The sequence below is a fragment of the Streptomyces sp. BoleA5 genome (genome assembly GCF_000373665.1).
Taxonomy (GTDB): Bacteria; Actinomycetota; Actinomycetes; order Streptomycetales; family Streptomycetaceae; genus Actinacidiphila.
The window spans coordinates 26,196-45,756 of record NZ_KB892117.1 but is presented as its reverse complement, the minus strand read 5'-3'; the positions used below and the strand labels follow the sequence as shown (position 1 = coordinate 45,756).

Below are 19,561 nucleotides of genomic sequence, written 5' to 3'. Positions count from 1 at the left end.
GCGCCGAGGACGCCGCCGTGCCGGGGAGCCGGTCGATGCGGGCCCGCGGGGCCGCGCTGCTCGGCACCTTCGGCGCGGGGCGAGGACGGGATCCCGCTCGGCGAACTCGCCGCCCGCACGGGCCTGCCCAAGTCGACCGTGCACCTGCTGCTCGCCGAACTGACCGCCGTCGGCCTCGTCGAGCGGGGGACGGACGACTACCGGCTCGGCCTCGCCCTCTTCGAACTGGGCCGGCGCGTGCCGCACCGGGGGCTGTGCGAGGCGGCGCCGCCGTTCATCGAGGAGTTGTACGAGGCCACCCACGAGAACGTGCACCTCGCCGTCGTCGACGGCGCCGACACCGTCGTCCTGGAGAAGCTCACCGGCCGCCGCTCGACGCGGATCACCGCCCGGGCCGGAGGCCGCCTTTCCTCGTACTGCACCGCCACCGGCAAGGCGCTGCTCGCCCACCGGACCCCGCCCGGCCTGGCCGCGGTGCTCGGTGTGGGGCTGCGCCGCCGCACCCCGCGCACCATCGTCGTGCCGCGGCTGCTCCGGCCGGACCTCGTGCGCACCCGCGCCCGCGGATACGCCGTGAACTGGGAGGAGGCCGAGGTCGGCGTGTCCGCCGTCGCCGCCCCGTCTACGGGCCGCGGCTCGGCCCGCGCCGCTTCCCCGTCGCCGCTGTCTCCGTCACGGGCGCCACGCGGGCGTGCTGCCGGACCGCGTCGCGCCGGTGGTGTGCGCGGCGGCACGGGCGCTGAGCCTAGAACTCGCCCGCCGGTGAAGGCGATCAGCCGCTCCGCGCCCACGCGTAGCGGTGCTCGGGGCGGCCGGTGTCGCCGTACTTGAGGGTCAGGCTGATCCTGCCCTCGCGCTCCAGGAACTTCAGGTAGCGCTGCGCGGTGGAGCGGCTGATGCCCGCGCGTTCGGCGACCTCGTGGGCCGAGAGCGGCCGCGCGGCCTCGGTGAGGACCTTGCGCACCAGGTCGGCGGTGGGCGCCGAGTGCCCCTTGGGCAGTTCCGCCGGCGCCGCACCGGCGGTGCGCAGCGCGCCGAAGATGCGGTCCACCTGTTCCTGGCCGGCTTCGCCGCGCCCGCCGACGCCGTCGAGCGTGCGGCGCAGCGCCGCGTAGGCGTCCAGCTTGCCCCGCAGACCGGCGAAGCTGAACGGCTTGACCAGGTACTGCAGCGCGCCGAAGCGCATCGCCGCCTGCACGGTCGCCACGTCGCGGGCGGCCGTCACCATGATGACGTCCGCGGTGTGGCCGAGCTGGCGCATGCGCCGCACCAGGGTGAGGCCGGTCTCGTCCGGCAGGTAGTGGTCGAGCAGGACGAGGTCGACGTGCATACGCTCCAGCGTCGCCAGCGCCTGGGCCGCGGTGTGGGCTCGGGCGGTCACCCGGAATCCGGGGACCTTGGCGACGTACGCCGCGTTGATCTCGACGACGCGGAAATCGTCGTCCACGACCATGACGTCGATCATCGTGCTCCCCCCGCGGATCCTGCGGACGCCGCGGAGGCCGCGGACACCGCCGTGGTCAGTTCCGCCCCCGCCAGCGCCTCCGGCAGGACGACGGTGAAGACCGCGCCGCCGCCCGCGCGGGCGGTCACCCGGGCCATGCCGCCGTACCGTTCGGCGAGCCGCCGTACGAGGGCGAGACCGAGCCCGCGGCCGCGGTGCGCGGGGGACCGCTTCGTCGTCCAGCCCTCGGCGAAGATCCGCTCACGGGCCTCGGGCGGCACCCCGGGACCGTCGTCGGACACCCGCAGCACGACGGTCGTGCCCTCGGCGCGCAGCTCGACCTCGACGAGCGAACGGGCCGCGTCCAGGGCGTTGTCGATGAGGTTGCCGAGCACGGTGACCAGGTCGCGCGGGTCCACGACCCGGTCGGGCAGCAAGGTGGCGGCGGAGACCGACAGGCTCGCGCCCCGCTCCGCGGCGATCGCCGACTTGCCGACCAGCAGGGCGGACACCAGCGGGTCCCTGACCCGTTCCGCGACCTGTTCCGCGGAGGCCCGATGGGCGTCGGCGACCTCGCCGACGAAGTCCACCGCCTCGTCGTACAGGCCGAGTTCGAGCAGCCCGAGCAGGGTGTGCAGCCTGTTGGCGTGCTCGTGGTCCTGGGCGCGCAGCGCGTCCAGCAGCCCGTGCGTACTGTCCAGTTCGCGCCCCAGCCGCTCCAGTTCGGTGCGGTCCCGCAGGGTGGCCACCGCCCCGCCGTCCCCGGTGGGCATACGGTTGGCGACCAGCACCCGCGACCCGCTGACGGTGAGCAGGTCGGTGCCCGCGACCCGCCCGGTCAGCACGTCGGTCGTCCGCCCGGGCGGCAGCACCTCGTCCAGCGCGCGGCCCGAGGCGTCCGGGCCGAGGCCCAGCAGCCGCTGCGCCTCGTCGTTGAGCAGCCGCACCCTGCCCAGGGCGTCCAGGGCGATGACGCCCTCCCGGATGCCGTGCAGCATCGCCTCGCGCTCGTCGAGCAGCGCGGAGATGTCGGCGAAGGCGAGACCGTGCGTCCTGCGCTGCAGCCGCCGCGACACCAGCAGCGCCGCGACGACGCCGACCCCGAGGGCGGCGCCCGCCGACAGCAGCAGCACGGGCACCGTGGCCAGCAGCCGCTCCCGCACGCTGTCGTACGCGATGCCCACCGACACGGCGCCCACGATCCTGCCGTCGGGCCCGTGCAGCGGCACCTTGGCCCGCGCGGAGCGCCCGAGGGTGCCCCGGTCGATCTGCATGATCTCGCGCCCCGCGAGGGCCACGCTGGGGTCGGTGGAGACGTGCCGGCCGATCTGGGTGACGTCCGTGTGCGACCAGCGGACACCGCGGGTGTCCATGACGACGATGTAGAGGGCGCCGGTGGCACGGCGGATCCGCTCGGCCTCCTCCTGCACCGGGCCGGTGACGCTCGGCCGGGTGCTGACCAGGTCCTGGGCCAGCCCCGGGGTCGCGGCGGTGGTCTGGGCGATCGACAGCGCCTGCCGCATCGCCTGCTGGTCGAGCTGGGAGCTGAGCGGGGCGAGGAACAGCACGGTCGCCAGGGTGATCACACCGGTGGTGAGGACGACCTGGACGAGCAGCACCTGGGCGAAGACACGGCGGGGCCAGCGGATCCGCATCGACGTCACCCCCGCCCTTCCCGGTGTTCCGCGCCCTTGCGGAATTCGCTCGTCCGTTTGCCCGGCTGTGAACGCAACGTAAACGCGGCCGGGGCCCGCTGCCCAGCCCCCGTGGCCCTTTCGTTGCTGTAGCGCGAGCAAAACGAGCAGAACAGCCGGTTGTGGGCACAAGGCGGAGTTGTGACCGCAAGGGTCCCGTCGTGACCCGGGCCGCACCTACCGTCCCGGCGCATGAGCACACACACCAGCCCCGCCATCGAACTGCGGGGTGCGGGCAAAGCCTTCCGGACCCCGTCCGGGGCCCTGCACACGGCCGTCCGCGACCTCGACCTGACCATCGGGCGCGGGGAGTTCGTGGCCGTCGTGGGCCCGACCGGTTGCGGCAAGTCCACGACGCTGACCCTGGTCAGCGGGCTGGAGGAGCCCACCGAGGGCGAGGTGCTGGTCGCCGGCGAGCCGGTGCGCGGCATCGGCGACAAGGTCGGCTTCGTCTTCCAGCAGGACGCCGTCTTCCCCTGGCGGACGGTGCTGTCCAACGTGATGGCCGGCCCCCGCTTCCGCGGCGTGCCCAAGACCGAGGCCAGGGAGCGGGCCCGCGAGTGGCTCGCCCGCGTCGGCCTGTCCGCCTTCGAGGACCGCTATCCGCACCAGCTGTCGGGCGGCCAGCGCAAGCGCGTCGCGCTCGCCGCCACCTTCGTCAACGACCCCGAGATCCTGCTCATGGACGAGCCCTTCTCCGCGCTCGACGTGCAGACCCGCGCGCTGATGTCGGACGAACTGCTGGAGCTGTGGTCCGGCACGGGCGCCTCGGTCGTCTTCGTCACCCACGACCTGGAGGAGTCCATCGCGCTCGCCGACAAGGTCGTCGTCATGACCGCCGGGCCCGCCACGGTCAAGGAGGTCTTCGAGATCGACCTGCCGCGCCCGCGCCGGGTCGAGTCCGTGCGGCTGGAGCCGCGGTTCATCGAGATCTACCGGGAGATCTGGGCCTCGCTCGGCGAAGAGGTCCGTATCACCCGCGAGAGGAGCGCGGCCGATGTCGCCTGAGACCGTGGCGGCCGGCTCGGCCGCCACCACAGACCCCGCCACCACAAACCCCGCGAGCACCGACCGCGCGCGCACCCGCGCCCGCGCCGCCCGCAACCGGAGCCATCTCGTCCACGGCAGCCGCGTGCTGCTGCTGGTCGCCGTCCTCGGGCTGTGGGAGTGGCTGGCCAGGGCCGGGGCCGTCGACCCCTTCCACTTCTCGATGCCGTCGAGGATCTGGGAGCAGATCCGCACCTGGGCCGTGGACGGCACCGCGCAGGGCACCTTGTGGGAGCAGATCTGGTACACGCTCTACGAGGCCCTGCTCGGCTGGGTCATCGGCGTCGTCGCGGGCGTGGTGCTCGGCATCGCCCTCGGGCGGATCCGCTTCCTCGCCGATGTGCTCGGCCCGTACATCAAGGTGCTCAACGCGCTGCCGCGGATCGTGCTCGCGCCGATCTTCCTGATCTGGTTCGGACTCGGTCCGGCCTCCAAGGTGGCCTCCGCCGTCGTCCTGGTCTTCTTCCCGGTCTTCTTCAACGCCTTCCAGGGCGCCCGCGAGGTCGACCGCAACCTGGTCGCCAACTCCCGGATCCTGGGCGCCCGCGACCGGCAGGTCACCTTCCAGGTCGTCATCCCCTCGGCCACCTCCTGGATCTTCACCAGCCTCCATGTGAGCTTCGGGTTCGCCCTCATCGGCGCCATCGTCGGCGAGTACATCGGCGCCACCAAGGGCCTCGGCCTGCTGGTCGCCGCCTCGCAGGGCACCTTCAACTCCGCCGGCGTGTACGCCGCGATGGCGATCCTCGCGGTCGTCGCGCTGCTCGCCGAGGGCCTGCTGACCTTCCTGGAGAAGCGGCTGTTCCGCTGGAAGCCGGCCGAGGCCGGTTCCGACCGCTGACCCACCCCCACCGCCGTTCCCTCCCCTTCACAAGGACGTGAACCAGATGCGCACGCCCCTCAAGGCCGCGGCCGCGGTCGCCGCCTCCGCCCTCGCCCTCACCACGCTCACCGCCTGCGGCGGGGACTCCGCCTCCGGCTCGGGCGGCGACAAGGTCAAGATCATGGTCGGCGGCCTGGACAAGGTCATCTACCTGCCCGCGATGCTCACCGAGCGGCTCGGCTACTTCAAGGCCGAGGGCCTGGACGTCGAACTGCTCACCGAGCCGGCCGGCGTACAGGCCGAGACCGCGCTCGTCTCCGGCGACGTGCAGGGCACCGTGGGCTTCTACGACCACACGCTCGACCTTCAGGTGAAGGGCAAGCAGGTGGAGTCCGTCGTGCAGTTCTCGCAGGCGCCCGGCGAGGTGGAGATCGTCTCCGACGCGGCGGCCGGCGACCTCACGAGCGCCAAGGACTTCAAGGGCAGGAAGTTGGGCGTGACCGGCATCGGCTCGTCCACGGACTTCCTGACCAAGTACCTCGCCGTCAGCAACGGCGTGAAGACCAGCGAGTTCACCCCGGTCGCGGTCGGCGCCGGCCAGACCTTCATCTCCGCGATGGAGCAGGGCTCGATCCAGGGCGGCATGACCACGGACCCGACCGTGGCCACGATCCTGGACAAGGGACTCGGCAAGGTGCTCATCGACATGCGCACCCCGGAGGGCTCCCGGCAAGCGCTCGGCGGGCTGTACCCGTCCTCCAGCCTCTACATGCAGACGGAGTGGGTGAACGGCCACAAGGAGACCGTCCAGAAGCTCGCCAACGCCTTCGTGAAGACGCTGCGCTGGATGTCCACGCACAGCGCCGCGGAGATCGCCGCGAAGATGCCCTCCGACTACGCGCAGGGAGGCGGGCAGGACCTCTACGTCAAGGCGATCGAGAGCACGCTGCCGATGTTCACCAAGGACGGAGTGATGCCCGAGGGCGGACCCGAGACGGTGGAGCGGGTCCTCAAGGCTTTCAACCCCAACCTGCAGAACGCCGAGGTGGACCTCGGCAGGACCTACACCACGGAGTTCGTCAAGAGCGCCGGCTGAATGCCGCTGACCTCCATGCGCAGCGGCGCTCCCAGGGCCGCCCCGCAGCTCTCGGGCCGGGGCGGCTCCGCCGCGACCGCGGTGACCTCGACGTCCCAGGCCCGGCCGTCGAGGTGACGCACGCGGGTGCCGTGCTCGCCGTCCACGGTCAGCGCCTCGGTGCGCACTTCGCCGGTCAGCCGCCGCACCGCCAGTTCGGCGGCCTGGCCCGGACGCTCCCACGCGGAACGCCCGCGGCAGCCCTCCAGCACCATGTCGCCCTCGCGGGCGGCCGCCAGCACCTGGCGGGCCAACTCGGCGTCGACGCGGCCGTAGGCGTAGCCGTACGGCAGCACCAGCATCGTCGGCGAGAACCGGTGCCCGCCCAGGTGGGTCACCTCCCAGACCTCGCCGAGCCCCGAGGCGGCCAGCTCCGCGGCGAGCGGCCGGCCCTTGAGGGCGCAGCAGCGGTCCCGCTTGCCGTTGGTGCAGACGAGGGCGAGCGGGTCCCCCTCGTACGGCATCCCGAAGCCGCGGTGGTCGCCGCGGCCCAGCGCCCCGAAGTCGAGGCCCAGCAGCGCGCCCGGGTCCTCGACGACCGCCTCCCGCACCCACGTGCCGCCCGGCACGGTGTGCGCCACGTACGCGGTGCGCCGCCGTACGTCGTGCCGGTCCGCGTGCCGCCCGGGCCGCCGGATCAGGCCGACCCGCACCCCGGTGCCGGCCGCGGCGCGTTCCAGCGCCCGGCCCACCCGCGGATCCAGATGGCTCCCGGTCAGTGCCTTGGGGCCCCACGGCCCCGGCTGCTCCAGCAGCAGCCAGGTCCGCGCGGTGGCCGCGGTGGCGGCGACGGGCTCCGCCAGCGAGCTGGACGCGGAGGTGCAGGTGCTCATGAAGGTAAGCCTAACCTTCTGCATCGCCCGCGGTCCTCCGGCCCCTCCCGTACTGCGCGAGGCGTGGTGCGGAAGGCGGTCCGGTGCGCGGGTGCCAGTGCCCGGTCGCGGACTAGTGCTGCGGTGCCAGGGTGCGCAGGACGTCGAACTCGTTGCCCTCGGGGTCCGCCATGACCACCCAGCTCCGGTCCGGGCCCTGCCCCACATCCGTCCTGGTGGCGCCCAGGCCGAGCAGTCTGGTCACCTCGTCCTCGGTACTGCCGTCGATCGGGCTGACGTCGAGGTGGAGGCGGTTCTTCACGGCCTTGCCCTCGGGCACCCGGACGAACAGCAGGGTCGGCGGCATCTGACGGGCCCGGACCTCCTCGACGGTCGGCACCCAGGAGCCGATCTCGACCTTGCCCTCGCTCCGGTCGATGACCTCGAAGCCCAGGACCTCGCACCAGAAGGCCGCGAGCCTCTCCGGATGGTGGCAGTCGACGGTGAGCTCCGTGAACCTGCTCGTCATGACTCTCCCAGAACGTTCGGACGGGACCACAGAGTATGGTCCACCGCCGGTGCAACCGGGCAGGCGTACTGGCAAGTTCGCGGCAGGCCGGTGCCACCCGCCCCGAGGGCGGCGGTGACCCCGACGACCAGCGGAGCGGCGCTTTCGCCCCGCCGGCACCGGCGGTACGGCCCCGTCTCCTGCGTCTCGCTGGACTTGCGCAAGAGCGCAAACCACTTGCAGGTCATGTCGTATGCTTGCGCTCATGACGCGACGGCTTGCCGAAGTAGCGAAGAAGGTCGGGGTCAGTGAGGCCACCGTCAGCCGTGTGCTGAACGGGAAGCCGGGGGTGTCCGAGGGCACCCGGCAGGCGGTGCTCACGGCCCTCGACGTGCTGGGGTACGAGCGGCCGACGCAGTTGCGGGGGAACCGCGCCCGGCTGGTCGGGCTGGTGCTGCCGGAGCTGCAGAACCCGATCTTCCCGGCCTTCGCCGACATCGTCGGCGCCGCCCTCGCCCAGCAGGGGCTGACGCCGGTGCTGTGCACCCAGACCGCGGGCGGGGTGTCGGAGGCGGACTACGTCTCGCTCCTGCTCCAGCAGCACGTCTCCGGCGTGGTCTTCGCCGGCGGCCTGTACGCGCAGGCGGACGCGCCGCACGACCACTACCGCCTGCTGGCGGAGCGGAACCTGCCGGTGGTGCTGATCAACGCCGCCATCGAGGACCTCGGCTTCCCCAGGGTGTCGTGCGACGACGCGGTCGCCGTGGAGCAGGCCTGGCGGCACCTGTCCTCGCTCGGCCACGAGCGGATCGGGCTGCTGCTCGGGCCCACCGACCACATGCCCTCGCGGCGCAAGCTGATCGCGGCGCGCGCGGCCGCGGCCGCGGGCGGCGGGTCGCTGCCGGACGAGCACGTGGGGCGGGCGATGTTCACCCTGGAGGGCGGCCAGGCCGCGGCCGCCAAGCTCTGGGAGCGCGGGGTCACCGGGATCATCTGCGCCAACGACCCGATGGCGCTGGGCGCCGTGCGGGCGGCGCGCCGGCTGGGGCTGTCCGTCCCCGGTGACGTGTCCGTTGTCGGCTACGACGACTCGGCGTTCATGACCTGCACGGACCCGCCGCTGACCACGGTGCGGCAGCCGATCGAGGCGATGGGCCGTACCGCCGTGGAGCTGCTCGCGCTGAAGATCGCGGGCAAGCAGGTGGCCTCCGACGAACTGCTCTACGAGCCGGAGCTGGTCGTCCGCGGGACGACGGGGCCCGTGCGCGGCTGAGCGTCGCCGCGTCCGGCGGACCGGGCGGTTCCGACATCGTCGGAACCGCCCGGTCCGCGTTTGCGGCCTCGGGGTTCCCGCCGCGTGCCCGGTGTTCGCGGCCTTCGTTGGTGAGCTGCGCAAGGCGGTCAATGTTTTGCGAAATCTGCGCGAGATATTGCGGACATCTGTTTGTGGTGCTTGAGTGTGCGACGCCCCCGCTGCGTGTGGTCGGGGGTCTTCCACGCTCATGCCCGAAGGGGACCACCGATGAGAAGCTCCTGGTTCCGCCCCGCCCGCCGTGCCACCGCGGCCACGCTCGTCTCCGCGCTGGCCCTGGCCGCCCTGACCGCCTGCGGTACCAGCAGCAGCGCGGACAACGACAACAACGCGGGCGGCGGTTCGTCCGACCCCACCGCCCCGCTGGACCCCAAGGCCAAGGTCACGCTGACCATCGACTGCATGCCGCCGGCCGCGAAGAAGGCGGAGCTCAAGGAGTGGAAGGAGGACGTCGCCACCTTCAACAAGAAGTACCCGAACGTGACGATCGACGGTAAGTCGACGCCCGGTCAGTGCGAGGAGCCGGCCCGGTTCACGGCCGCGCTGAAGGCCAAGTCGCAACCGGACGTGTTCTACACGTACTTCACCGACCTGCAGCAGGTGCTCGACAACGACGGCGCCGCGGACATCAGCGCGTACGTCACCGACAAGACCGTCCCGGCGCTGGCGGACATCGACTCCAACGTGCTCGACGTGCTGAAGAAGGACGGCAAGCTCTACGGCCTGCCCACCAGCAACTACCGGATGGGCCTGCTGATCAACCGCAAGCTCTTCACCCAGGCCGGCCTGGACCCCAACAAGCCCCCGACCACCTGGGACGATGTGCGTACCGCGGCCAAGGCCGTCGCGGGCGTCGGCAAGGGCGTGTCGGGCTACGGCGAGTACAGCGCGCAGAACACCGGCGGCTGGCACTACACCGCGACGATGTACGGCCTGGGCGGCGACGTCGTGTCCGCCGACGGCACCAAGGCGGCCTTCAACACCGACCTCGGCAAGGAGATCGTGCAGAACCTGCACGACATGCGCTGGACCGACAACAGCATGGGCCAGACCCAGCTGCTGAAGTGGGGCGACCTGCAGAAGCAGATGGCCACCGACAAGCTCGGCATGTTCCTGGCGGCGCCCGACGACATCACGTACATGGTCCAGCAGCTCGGCGCCGACTACGCCAACTTCGGCATGGGCCCGATCCCCGGCGGCAAGGCCACCCTCTTCGGCGGCAATGACTACATGATCAAGAAGGGCAGCTCGCCCGACAAGATCAAGGCCGCCATCGCCTGGCTGAACTTCAAGACCCTCACCCCCGGCAAGGGCCAGTTCGACTACGCCCGCAGCAAGACGGACGGCCTCCCCGTCGGCCTGCCGCAGCCGGCCTTCTTCACCGGCGCCAGCAAGACGAAGGACGACCAGCTGAAGGCCGCCAGCGCCACCATGCCGGTCGAGAACTTCCGCGCCTTCATGGACAACCCGGTCCCCGGCAAGGCCGAGCCGCCGAAGGCGCAGGAGATCTACAAGGTCCTGGACAACGTGATGTCCGGAGTCCTGACGAACAAGAACGCGGACGCCGCCAAGCTGCTGTCCACCGCGGAGACCCAGGTCAACCAGGTCCTCGCCAACCAGTAGCCCAGGCCCCCTCGGCCCCCCGGCACCCAGGAGCGACGATGTCGGCCCCCAGCGCCCCCACCCTGCCCGCCAGCACTCCCGCGAAGAGCCGGTCGCGCCGTACGGTGCGCCGCCCCGCCCCGGACGGCCGACGTCCGGGGCGGGCCGGCCGCGCCCTGCGCCGCAACCTCACCGCGCACGCGTTCCTGATCGGCGCCGTGCTGTGCTTCGCGTTCTTCTCGTGGTACCCGATGGTGCGGGAGTTCCTGCTGGCCTTCCAGAAGACCGAGGGCGGGCAGACCACCTGGGTCGGCTGGTCCAACCTGAACTACGTCCTCCACGACCCCGCGTTCTGGCAGGCCTGGCGCAACACCCTGCTCTTCACCGGCCTGGCCCTGCTGCTCGGCTTCGCGGTGCCCTTCTTCGTGGCACTGCTGCTCAACGAGATGCGGCACACGCGGGGTTATCTGCGGCTGCTGGTGTACCTGCCGGTCATGCTGCCGCCGGTGGCCTCGGTGCTGCTCTTCAAGAACTTCTACAACCCCGAGTACGGCCTGTTCAACCGCATCCTGGAGACGCTGCACCTGCCCACCCAGCAGTGGCTGCAGTCCACCGACACCGCCATGCTCTCGGTGGTCATCGCCTCCACCTGGATGAACATGGGCGGCGCCACCCTGATCTACCTGGCCGCCCTCCAGGGCATCCCCGGCGAGCTGTACGAGGCCGCCGAGCTCGACGGCGCCGGACTGCTGCGCAAGATCTGGCACGTGACGATCCCGCAGACCCGGCTCATCCTGTCGCTGATGCTGCTGATGCAGATCATCGCCACGATGCAGGTCTTCACCGAACCCTTCCTGCTGACCGGCGGCTCGGGCCCGGAGGGATCCACGACCACCGTCGTCTACCTGATCTACCAGTACGCCTTCAGCTTCAACAACTACGGCGGTGCCGCGGCGCTCGGCCTGGTGCTGCTCGTACTGCTGGCGATCTTCTCCGCCGGCTACGTGCGGCTCAGCCGCGCCGCGGACGAGTAGGACGGGACACACCGATGAGCAGCAGCACCCGAACGCTGATATCGCCGACGCAGCTGGCGAGCCGCCGCGGCAAGATCGTCTACCGGACCGTCCTCGCCCTGGTTCTGGTCGGCTTCACGCTCGTCTTCCTCGGCCCGCTGTACTGGATGGCCTCCAACGGCTTGAAGTCCACCCAGGAGTTCGCGCAGATCCCGCCCACCGCCTTCCCGCACGCGATCCACCCCGAGAACTACAAGAGCGCGTGGGACGTGATGGACCTGTCCCACCTGCTGCTCAACACCCTCTGGTACGCCTTCGGGGCGCTCGCCTTCCAGCTCCTGTTCGACGTGGCGGCCGCCTACTCGCTGTCCAAACTCCGTCCGGTGCTGGGCAACGTGATCCTGGGGATGATGCTGGCCACGCTGATGATCCCGGCCACTGTCCTGGTCGTACCGCAGTACCTGACGGTGTACGACGTGCCGATCTTTGAGCGCAACCTGCTCAACTCGCCCTGGGTGATCTGGCTGCCGTCGGTCACCAACGCCTTCAACATCTTCCTCCTGAAGCGGTTCTTCGACTCGGTCCCGCAGGAACTGCTGGACGCCTCCGCCATCGACGGAGCCTCCCCGCTGCGCACCCTGTGGTCGATCGTCCTGCCGATCTCCCGCCCGATCCTCGGAGTGGTCTCCATCTTCGCGATCGTCGGGGTCTGGAAGGACTTCCTCTGGCCGATGCTCACCCTGCCCGACCCGACGAAGCAGACGCTCAACGTCGGCATCTACTCGCTCGCCAGCGGGGTGCCGGAGAACTGGCTCCTCGCGGCCATCGCGATGGCCTCGGTGCCCACCCTGCTGATCTTCCTGATCTTCCAGCGCAACATCATGAGCGGCCTCACCGCCGGCGGCCTCAAGGGCTGAGACCCGGCCCCGGCGGCCTCCGGCCGCACCCGTCCAGTACCACGCCGCCCGCCACGGGGCGGGCGGCGCGGTCCCAGCTGCCCGAAAGGACCAGTCACGTGGCAGACACCCACCCGGCCGAGGACACCGACGCGTGGTGGCGCGGCGCCGCCATCTACCAGGTGTACGCACGCAGCTTCGCCGACGGAGACGCGGACGGCACCGGCGACCTCGCCGGGGTGCGGTCCAGACTGCCGTACCTGGCCGCGCTGGGCGTGGACGCGCTCTGGTTCAACCCCTGGTACCCCTCGCCGATGGCCGACGGCGGCTACGACGTCGCCGACTACCGGGCCATCGACCCGGCGTTCGGCACCCTGGCCGATGCCGAGAAGCTCATCGCCGAGGCACGCGCCCTGGGCATCCGCACCATCGTCGACATCGTCCCCAACCACGTCTCCGACCGGCACGTCTGGTTCCGGGCGGCGCTGGAAGCCGGGCCGGGCAGCGCCGAGCGCAAGCTGTTCCACTTCCGCACCGGCCGCGGCGAGGACGGTGAACTGCCGCCCAACGGCTGGCGTTCGCAGTTCGGCGGCTCCGCCTGGACCCGGCTCCCGGACGGCGACTGGTACCTGCACCTGTTCGCCCCGGAGCAGCCCGACCTCAACTGGTCGCACCCCGCTGTGCGGCAGGAGCACGAGGACGTGCTGCGATTCTGGTTCGACCGCGGCGTGGCGGGGGTGCGCATCGACTCCGCCGCCATGGTCGCCAAGGACCCGGACCTGCCCGACTTCGTGGAGGGCACCGACCCGCATCCCTACATCGACCGCGACGAACTGCACGACATCTACCGCTCGTGGCGGGCCGTCGCCGACCCGTACGACGGCGTGCTGATCGGCGAGGTGTGGCTGCCGGACACCGAGCGCTTCGCCCGCTACCTGCGTCCCGACGAGCTGCACACCGCCTTCAACTTCGACTTCCTGGCCTGCCCCTGGGAACCGGAGCGGCTGCGCGCCTCCATCGACGGGACCCTCGCCGCGCACGCCCCGGTCGGCGCGCCGGCCACCTGGGTGCTGGCCAACCACGACGTCACCCGGACCGTCACCCGCTACGGACGCAGCGACACCGGCTTCGCCTTCGCCGCCAAGGCGCACGGCATCCCCACGGACCTGGAGCTCGGCACCCGGCGGGCCCGCGCCGCCGCCCTGCTGACCCTGGCCCTGCCCGGTTCGGTCTACCTCTTCCAGGGCGAGGAGCTGGGGCTGCCCGAGGTCGAGGACATCCCGGCCGAGCGGCTGCAGGACCCGATGTACTTCCGCTCCGGCGGCACCGACCCGGGCCGTGACGGCTGCAGGGTGCCGCTGCCCTGGTCGGGGGAGGCGCCGCCGTACGGCTTCGGGGGCGACCGTCCCTGGCTGCCGCAGCCGGCGGACTGGGCGCGCTACACCGCCGAGACGCAGGAGAGCGACCCCGGCTCCATGCTGAGCCTGTACCGGACGGCGCTGGAGCTCCGCCGCGCCGAACCCGGCCTCGGCGAGGGCCCGATGGACTGGCTCGACGGCCCCGGGGACGTGCTCGCCTTCCGCCGTGAGGGCGGCTTCGGCTGCGTGCTCAACCTGTCCGCGGACCCCGTCGCCCTCCCCGCGCACCTGCGGCTCCTGCTGGCCAGCGGCCCGCTCGCCGAGGACGGCCGGCTGCCCGGGGACACCTGCGTGTGGCTGCGCCTGGAGGACCCGGCCTGATCCGGCGGGACGCAGACGTAGGCGTCCCGCGTACGCCGAGGGGCGCGGCACCCGCACCGGGTGCCGCGCCCCTCATCGCTGTGGGCCCGCCGGTCACACCGGGCCGGCGACCACCGAGACCCGCTTGGTGAGGGCCACGCCAGAGCCGTCGCGGCGCGGGTCCTTCGGCGGGAGGTCGGCCGGCGCGCCCGTCGAGGTGGCGGCACGTGCGGGGGTGCCACCGGCCCAGGCGAGCAGCAGCATGTCCTCGCCCTTCAGGAAGCGCTGGCAGCGCACACCGCCGGTCGCCCGTCCCTTGCGCGGGTACTGGTCGAACGGCGTGAGCTTGGCCGTGCCCTCCTCGGCCCCGGCGAGCGTCTCCCGGGCCCCGGCGAGGGTGAACACCACCGCGTCGGCCGACGGGTCGACCGCGGTGAAGGAGATCACCTTCGCGCCGTCCGTCAGCTTGACGCCGGCCATACCGCCCGCCGGGCGGCCCTGCGGGCGCACCTGGCCCGCCGGGTAGCGCAGCAGCTGGGCGTCGTCGGTGATGAAGACCAGGTCCTCCTCACCGGTGCGCAGCTCGACGGCGCCGACGATGCGGTCGCCCTCCTTGAGCGCGATGACCTCCAGGTCGTCCTTGTTCGCCGGGTAGTCCGGCACGACGCGCTTGACCACACCCTGCTCGGTGCCGAGCGCCAGGCCCGGGGAGGACTCGTCGAGCGTGGTCAGGCAGAGCACCTGCTCGTCCGGCTCCAGCGTCAGGAACTCCGCGAGCGGCGCCCCGCCCGCCAGGTTCGGCGCGCCGGAGGCCTCCGGCAGGATCGGCAGGTCGATGACGGCGATCCGCAGCAGGCGCCCGGTCGAGGTGACCAGGCCGACGTCGGCCCGGGCCGTCGTCGGGACCGCCGAGACGATCACGTCGTGCTTGACCCGCTTGCCGTCGCCCGGCGTCAGGGCCTCGCCGTTCGCCGTACGGGCCAGCAGCCCGGTCGAGGAGATCAGCACACGGCACGGGTCGTCGGCGACCTCCAGCGGCACGGCCGCGACGGGCGCCACACCCGGTTCCATCAGCAGGGTGCGGCGCTCGGTCGCGTACTTCTTGGCGACCACCGCCAGCTCGGCGCTGACCAGCTTGCGCAGCTCGGCGTCGGACTCCAGGATCCGCGTCAGCTCCTCGATCTCCGCGGTCAGCCGGTCCCGCTCGGACTCCAGTTCCATCCGGTCGAAGCGGGTCAGCCGGCGCAGCGGGGTGTCGAGGATGTACTGGGTCTGGATCTCCGACAGCGCGAAGCGCTCGATGAGCCGCTCCTTGGCCTGGGCGGCGTTGTCGCTGGAGCGGATGATCGAGATGACCTCGTCGATGTCGACCAGGGCGACCAGCAGGCCCTCCACCAGGTGGAGGCGGTCGCGGCGCTTGCCGCGGCGGAACTCACTGCGCCGCCGGACGACCTCGAAGCGGTGGTCGAGGTAGACCTCCAGCAGTTCCTTCAGGCCCAGCGTGAGCGGCTGGCCGTCGACCAGCGCCACGTTGTTGATGCCGAAGGACTCCTCCATGGGGGTCAGCTTGTAGAGCTGCTCCAGGACGGCCTCGGGGTGGAAGCCGTTCTTCACCTCGATCACCAGCCGCAGCCCGTGCTCGCGGTCGGTCAGGTCCTTGACGTCCGCGATGCCCTGCAGCTTCTTCGAGCCGACCAGGTCCTTGATCTTGGAGATGACCTTCTCCGGGCCGACCGTGAACGGCAGCTCGGTCACCACCAGGCCCTTGCGGCGGGCCGTCACGTCCTCCACGGAGACCGTGGCGCGGATCTTGAAGGTGCCGCGGCCGGTCTCGTACGCGTCCCGGACGCCGTCCATGCCCACGATCCGGCCGCCGGTCGGCAGGTCCGGGCCGGGGACGTGGCGCATCAGGGCCTCGAGGTCCGCGTTCGGGTAGCGGATCAGGTGGCGGGCGGCGGCGATGACCTCGCCGAGGTTGTGCGGCGGCATGTTGGTGGCCATGCCGACCGCGATGCCGGAGGCGCCGTTGACCAGCAGGTTCGGGTAGGCGGCCGGCAGGGCCACCGGCTCCCGCTCCTGGCCGTCGTAGTTCGGCGTGAAGTCGACGGTGTCCTCGTCGATCGACTCGACCATCAGCGCCGCGGCGGGAGTGGTGCGGCACTCCGTGTAACGCATCGCGGCCGGAGGGTCGTCGTTGCCGAGCGAGCCGAAGTTGCCGTGGCCGTCGACCAGCGGCACACGCATCGAGAACGGCTGGGCCATGCGCACCAGCGCGTCGTAGATCGAGGCGTCGCCGTGCGGGTGGAGCTTGCCCATCACCTCGCCGACGACGCGGGCGCACTTCACGAAGCCGCGCTCGGGGCGCAGCCCCATCTCGTTCATCTGGTACACGATCCGGCGGTGCACCGGCTTGAGCCCGTCGCGGGCGTCCGGGAGCGCGCGCGAGTAGATGACCGAGTAGGCGTACTCGAGGAAGGACCCCTGCATCTCGTCGACGACGTCGATGTCGAGGATGCGCTCCTCGAAATCGTCCGGCGGCGGGGTCTTCGTGGTGCGGCGGGCCATCAGGGCGCTGCTCCTTCGGCTGGACCTCATCGGATAAGGACACGGGACTGACGCGGACCATTGTGGACCGCCCCACCGACAGCCCGGACCACCCCCCCGGCTCATACCTGGCGGTGACGGGAACTTCGCGGGCCGTTTGTCCGCTGCCTAGAGTGGCAGGTCTCAGCACAAAACAACGAGTACGCGACCGGAAGGACAGCTTGCCCATGGGTCACACGGCCACGCCGGAGGCAGAATCCGGCGGCCTCACCGCGACCGAGCACCGCCTGGCCAACGGCCTGCGCGTCGTGCTCTCCGAGGACCACCTCACCCCGGTCGCCGCGGTCTGCCTCTGGTACGACGTCGGTTCCCGCCACGAGGTGAAGGGCCGTACCGGACTCGCCCACCTCTTCGAGCACTTGATGTTCCAGGGCTCCGCGAACGTCACGGGCAACGGCCACTTCGAACTGGTCCAGTCCGCCGGCGGCTCCCTCAACGGCACCACCAGCTTCGAGCGCACCAACTACTTCGAGACCATGCCGGCCCACCAGTTGGAGCTCGCGCTCTGGCTGGAGGCCGACCGCATGGGCAGTCTGCTGTCCGCACTGGATCTGCAGAGCCTGGACAACCAGCGCGACGTGGTCAAGAACGAGCGCCGCCAGCGGTACGACAACGTTCCCTACGGCACCGCCTTCGAGCGCCTGACGGCGATGGCGTACCCGGACGGCCACCCGTACCACCACACCCCCATCGGCTCGATGGCGGACCTGGACGCCGCCTCCCTGGAGGACGCCCGGGCCTTCTTCCGGACGTACTACGCGCCGAACAACGCAGTCCTCGCGGTCGTCGGCGACATCGACCCGGAACAGACCCTGGCCTGGATCGAGAAGTACTTCGGCACCATCCCGGCCCACGACGGCAAGCCGGCGCCCCGTGACGGTTCACTCCCCGGGGTGATGGGCGGGCAGCTCCGCGAGGTCGTCGAGGAGGACGTCCCCTCGCGCGCGCTGATGGCCGCCTACCGGCTGCCGCACGACGGCACCCGCGAGGCCGACGCCGCGGACCTGGCGCTGACCGTGCTCGGCGGCGGGGAGTCCTCGCGGCTGCACAACCGCCTGGTGCGCCGGGACCGCAGCGCCGTCGCGGCCGGTTTCGGCCTGCTGCGGCTGGCCGGGGCGCCGTCGCTCGGCTGGCTCGACGTGAAGACGTCCAGCGGCGTCGAGGTGCCCGACGTCGAGGCGGCCGTCGACGAGGAACTGGCCCGCTTCGCCGAGGAGGGCCCGACCCCGGAGGAGATGGAGCGGGCCCAGGCCCAGCTCGAGCGCGAGTGGCTGGACCGGCTCGCCACCGTCGGCGGCCGCGCCGACGAACTGTGCCGGTACGCCGTGCTGTTCGGCGACCCGCAGCTGGCCCTGACCGCCGTCAAGCGCATCCTGGACATCACGGCCGACGAGGTGCGGGCCGTCGCGGCGGCCACCCTGCGGCCGGACAACCGCGCCGCGCTGGTCTACGAGCCCACCGGCTCCGCGGCCGGCGAGGACTCCGACGAGGACGAGGAGGGCGCGGACCAGTGACCGACGTCCACACCACCATGACGTTCCACCCGCAGCCCCGGCCGGGTCAGCCCAGGCCCTGGGCCTTCCCGGCCCCCGAGCGCTCCACGCTGCCCAACGGACTGACGGTGCTGAGCAGCCGGCGGCCCGGGCAGAAGGTCGTCGCCGTCGAGGTGCTGCTCGCGGCGCCGCTCGACGCCGAGCCCGAGGGCCTGGACGGTGTCGCCACGATCATGGCGCGGGCCCTGTCCGAGGGCACCGACAAGCACAGCGCCGAGGAGTTCGCCGCCGAGCTGGAGCGCTGCGGGGCCACCCTCGACGCCCACGCCGACCACCCCGGGGTCCGGGTCTCCCTGGAGGTCCCCGTCTCCCGGCTCGACAAGGGCCTCGGGCTGCTCGCCGACGCGCTGCGCGCCCCGGCGTTCCCGGACGGCGAGGTCGAGCGGCTGGTGCGCAACCGCCTCGACGAGATCCCGCACGAGCTGGCCAACCCCGCGCGACGTGCCGCCATGGCGCTGTCCAAGGAGCTCTTCGCCGCCGACCTGCGCTGCTCCCGGCCGCGCCAGGGCACCGAGGAGACGGTGGCGCGCATCGACGCGGCAGCGGTCCGCGCCTTCTACGACACGTACGTTCGGCCGTTCACCTCGACGGTCGTCGTGGTCGGGGACCTCGCGGGGATCGACCTGGAGGCGCTGCTGGAGAGCACGCTGGGGGAGTGGAGCGGCAAGCCCGCCGAGCGCCGCCCGCTGCCCGCGATCACCGCGGACGACACCGGACGCGTCGTGATCGTCGACCGGCCCGGGTCCGTCCAGACCCAGGTGCTCATCGGCCGTGCCGGCGCCGACCGCCACGACCCCGTCTGGGCCGCCCAGGTGCTCGGCACGTACTGCCTCGGCGGCACGCTGACTTCGCGCCTGGACCGCGTCCTGCGCGAGGAGAAGGGCTACACCTACGGCGTGCGGGCCTTCGGGCAGGTGCTGCTCTCCACTCCGGAGGGCACCGGCGTCTCCCTGCTCGGCATCAGCGGTTCCGTGGCGACCGACGTCACCGCGCCCGCGCTGGCCGACACCTGGCAGGTGCTGCGCACCCTGGCGGCGGAGGGGCTCACCGACGACGAGCGCGACGCCGCCGTGCAGAACCTCGTGGGCGTCGCCCCGCTGCGCTACGAGACGGCCTCGGCGGTGGCGGGGACCTTCGCCGACCAGGTCGAGCAGTCCCTGCCGGACGACTTCCAGGCCCGGCTCTACGAGCGGCTGGCCGTCACCGGCACGGTCGAGGCGACGGCCGCCGCCGTCAACGCCTTCCCCCTGGACCGGCTCGTGGTCGTCCTCGTCGGCGACGCCTCCGTCATCGCGGACCCGATCCGCGAGCTGGGCATCGGCCCGGTCGAGGTCGTCAGCGGCTGACCGGTACCTCCCACCGCGGCCCCGAGCGCCCTCGCGGCGCCCGGGGCCGCGGCG

The 19,561-nt window shown here is 72.0% G+C and carries 16 protein-coding genes and 1 pseudogene; 12 read left to right on the top strand and 5 right to left on the bottom strand.

The window, feature by feature from the left end; translation table 11 throughout:
* Nucleotides 1-90: 90 nt before the first annotated feature.
* Together B085_RS52005 and B085_RS43965 are read left to right on the top strand one after the other, a co-directional pair.
* Nucleotides 91-138 (top strand): annotated as a pseudogene (locus B085_RS52005) (hypothetical protein); the annotation flags it as partial.
* Nucleotides 139-831, top strand: a complete 693-nt coding sequence (locus tag B085_RS43965; protein WP_324603884.1) for an IclR family transcriptional regulator — start codon at nt 139-141, stop codon at nt 829-831. It abuts the pseudogene before it with no gap.
* On the opposite strand, the gene B085_RS0127750 is transcribed toward B085_RS43965, so the two are convergent.
* A complete protein-coding gene (locus tag B085_RS0127750) occupies nt 773-1,465 on the bottom strand; it encodes a response regulator (protein WP_018561880.1) in 693 nt (230 codons plus the stop codon). The two genes, B085_RS43965 and B085_RS0127750, sit on opposite strands and share 59 nt — an antisense overlap.
* Nucleotides 1,462-3,099, bottom strand: coding sequence for an ATP-binding protein (locus tag B085_RS0127745; RefSeq protein ID WP_037732595.1), 1,638 nt, complete (start codon nt 3,097-3,099; stop codon nt 1,462-1,464). The genes B085_RS0127750 and B085_RS0127745 overlap by 4 nt, the downstream gene beginning before the upstream one ends.
* Nucleotides 3,100-3,330: 231 nt before the next feature.
* On the opposite strand from B085_RS0127745, the gene B085_RS0127740 reads away from it, so the two are divergent.
* Genes B085_RS0127740 through B085_RS0127730 form a run of 3 tightly spaced genes read left to right on the top strand, consistent with a single transcriptional unit; the run spans nt 3,331 to nt 6,104 of the window.
* The gene (locus B085_RS0127740; protein ID WP_018561878.1) at nt 3,331-4,146 is read left to right on the top strand and encodes an ABC transporter ATP-binding protein; all 816 of its coding nucleotides are present in this window, start codon (nt 3,331-3,333) and stop codon (nt 4,144-4,146) included.
* Nucleotides 4,136-5,026 carry an ABC transporter permease gene (locus tag B085_RS0127735; RefSeq protein WP_018561877.1) on the top strand — a complete coding sequence of 297 codons (891 nt, stop codon included), beginning with the start codon at nt 4,136-4,138 and terminating at the stop codon, nt 5,024-5,026. Before B085_RS0127740 ends, B085_RS0127735 begins: the two co-directional genes overlap by 11 nt.
* Before the next feature lie 46 nt (nt 5,027-5,072).
* Complete coding sequence (locus tag B085_RS0127730; protein WP_018561876.1) at nt 5,073-6,104, top strand: ABC transporter substrate-binding protein; 1,032 nt, start codon at nt 5,073-5,075, stop codon at nt 6,102-6,104.
* Here B085_RS0127730 and B085_RS0127725 read toward each other — a convergent pair.
* Together B085_RS0127725 and B085_RS0127720 are read right to left on the bottom strand one after the other, a co-directional pair.
* The gene (locus B085_RS0127725) at nt 6,071-6,976 is read right to left on the bottom strand and encodes a sucrase ferredoxin (RefSeq protein WP_018561875.1); all 906 of its coding nucleotides are present in this window, start codon (nt 6,974-6,976) and stop codon (nt 6,071-6,073) included. The genes B085_RS0127730 and B085_RS0127725 overlap by 34 nt on opposite strands.
* 112 nt (nt 6,977-7,088) lie before the next feature.
* Nucleotides 7,089-7,484: a VOC family protein gene (locus tag B085_RS0127720; protein ID WP_018561874.1), complete on the bottom strand. Its 396-nt coding sequence runs from the start codon at nt 7,482-7,484 to the stop codon at nt 7,089-7,091.
* A gap of 244 nt (nt 7,485-7,728) precedes the next feature.
* On the opposite strand from B085_RS0127720, the gene B085_RS0127715 reads away from it, so the two are divergent.
* The 5 genes from B085_RS0127715 (at nt 7,729) to B085_RS0127695 (ending at nt 14,025) form a co-directional block, all read left to right on the top strand.
* Complete coding sequence (locus B085_RS0127715) at nt 7,729-8,736, top strand: LacI family DNA-binding transcriptional regulator (protein WP_026251512.1); 1,008 nt, start codon at nt 7,729-7,731, stop codon at nt 8,734-8,736.
* Nucleotides 8,737-8,985: 249 nt separating this feature from the next.
* A complete protein-coding gene (locus B085_RS0127710; protein ID WP_018561872.1) occupies nt 8,986-10,398 on the top strand; it encodes an extracellular solute-binding protein in 1,413 nt (470 codons plus the stop codon).
* Between the two features lie 38 nt (nt 10,399-10,436).
* Nucleotides 10,437-11,411 (top strand): carbohydrate ABC transporter permease, encoded by a 975-nt coding sequence (locus B085_RS0127705; RefSeq protein WP_018561871.1) that lies wholly within the window; start codon nt 10,437-10,439, stop codon nt 11,409-11,411.
* 14 nt (nt 11,412-11,425) lie between these two features.
* The gene (locus tag B085_RS0127700; protein ID WP_018561870.1) at nt 11,426-12,307 is read left to right on the top strand and encodes a carbohydrate ABC transporter permease; all 882 of its coding nucleotides are present in this window, start codon (nt 11,426-11,428) and stop codon (nt 12,305-12,307) included.
* Between the two features lie 98 nt (nt 12,308-12,405).
* A complete protein-coding gene (locus B085_RS0127695) occupies nt 12,406-14,025 on the top strand; it encodes a glycoside hydrolase family 13 protein (protein ID WP_018561869.1) in 1,620 nt (539 codons plus the stop codon).
* Nucleotides 14,026-14,118: 93 nt separating this feature from the next.
* Here the strand turns inward: B085_RS0127695 and B085_RS0127690 are convergent, their stop codons facing one another.
* Nucleotides 14,119-16,569 (bottom strand): DNA gyrase/topoisomerase IV subunit A, encoded by a 2,451-nt coding sequence (locus tag B085_RS0127690; protein WP_018561868.1) that lies wholly within the window; start codon nt 16,567-16,569, stop codon nt 14,119-14,121.
* Between the two features lie 206 nt (nt 16,570-16,775).
* Between B085_RS0127690 and B085_RS0127685 the strand changes: the two genes are divergently transcribed.
* Nucleotides 16,776-18,122, top strand: a complete 1,347-nt coding sequence (locus B085_RS0127685; RefSeq protein ID WP_018561867.1) for a M16 family metallopeptidase — start codon at nt 16,776-16,778, stop codon at nt 18,120-18,122.
* Nucleotides 18,123-18,139: 17 nt separating this feature from the next.
* The gene (locus B085_RS0127680) at nt 18,140-19,507 is read left to right on the top strand and encodes a M16 family metallopeptidase (RefSeq protein ID WP_051102182.1); all 1,368 of its coding nucleotides are present in this window, start codon (nt 18,140-18,142) and stop codon (nt 19,505-19,507) included.
* Nucleotides 19,508-19,561 lie beyond the last annotated feature (54 nt).